Annotated in this window: 1 pseudogene; it reads left to right on the top strand. The window is 37.3% G+C overall.

The features are described 5' to 3' along the window. Positions 1-576 precede the first annotated feature (576 nt). A pseudogene (locus ACFO3G_RS03245) lies at positions 577-1111 on the top strand (hypothetical protein); the annotation flags it as partial.

Here is a 1111-nt window from a genome sequence, read left to right as displayed (position 1 = left end):
TCCTCCAATACCCTCACTTTTTGATTAGGGGGGCTTATCTTTCAAAATTGAAATGCTCAACCGCATGTATTCTGCGATTGAGCATCCTTAATATGTCATTTCCAACTTTTATCGGACAGCAATGATTACATATAAATCTAAAATGTCACCAAACTCCCGATGAGAAAGGAGCTTAACCAATTTGAAAGCGTACAATCTCTTACCGATTGTCGTTGGCTCCGTTAGAAGTTGCAAACAAACAATGATTAATAAGGAGCAACTTTTGAAAAAAACCATCACTTCATCAAAAACAACTTTATTCATTCATAACTCAGCAATACAAGGTTGATACCAAATGTAAAAATCATCAGTTTTAAAATCGCCGGTACAAGGAGGTGATTAATGATAAGAATTATCGGATTCATGATTGATAGATACAAAACAACAACTTAGATCTCAATTCCAAATTGCTGAGTTTATCCCAGACTTAAAAACAAAACAATTTAACAAAACAGCTACTACAAAAGATTAATAAACCGATCTTTGGCTATAAAGCAATAGAAGATGTAAAAACAAGAATCGAATAACGAAATATATATGCGTCCCTTGATTAAGAAAATACTAAAAAAGCTTCACTTGGATAGATACTTAAGTGCAAAGCTCGTCCTTGCTATGGACCTTATGGTTGCAACTGCAGCTTCCATTCTGACAATGGTAATGCTTGGGTTACTTATGAAAAAAGAGATGACCATTAGCAAATTTGTTATCGAATGGGTACTCCTATCCATGGCAGCGGCACTTATATCATTTCTTATCTTCAAAACATACAAAGCCATCATCAGACATAGCACGCTGAGAGAGGTGGGCAAGTTTGTCCTGGCAGCTGCACTCAAAGAGGTGGTTATGGTGGCATATATGCTCTATAATTTTCATGTACAGCTATCGACTGAAATCATTGTAGGGACGGCATTTGTCGATTTCCTACTAACACTCTCTATGTTAGTGGTCGAGGACCCAATCGGCAAGGTTTCCTCGATAGCCTCCATCAGCAAGAATTTTGGTAAGGCGGGGAAACTTACAGGACAATTTTTCAATGACTTTCGGAGCTCCTTTACTGTCATGAATATTGGCT

The sequence above is a fragment of the Falsiporphyromonas endometrii genome, from assembly GCF_042654485.1.
In the GTDB taxonomy this organism is placed as follows: domain Bacteria; phylum Bacteroidota; class Bacteroidia; order Bacteroidales; family Porphyromonadaceae; genus Porphyromonas; species Porphyromonas endometrii.
The sequence above is the reverse complement of the archived record's forward strand: the minus strand, read 5'-3'. Positions and strand labels throughout refer to the sequence as shown.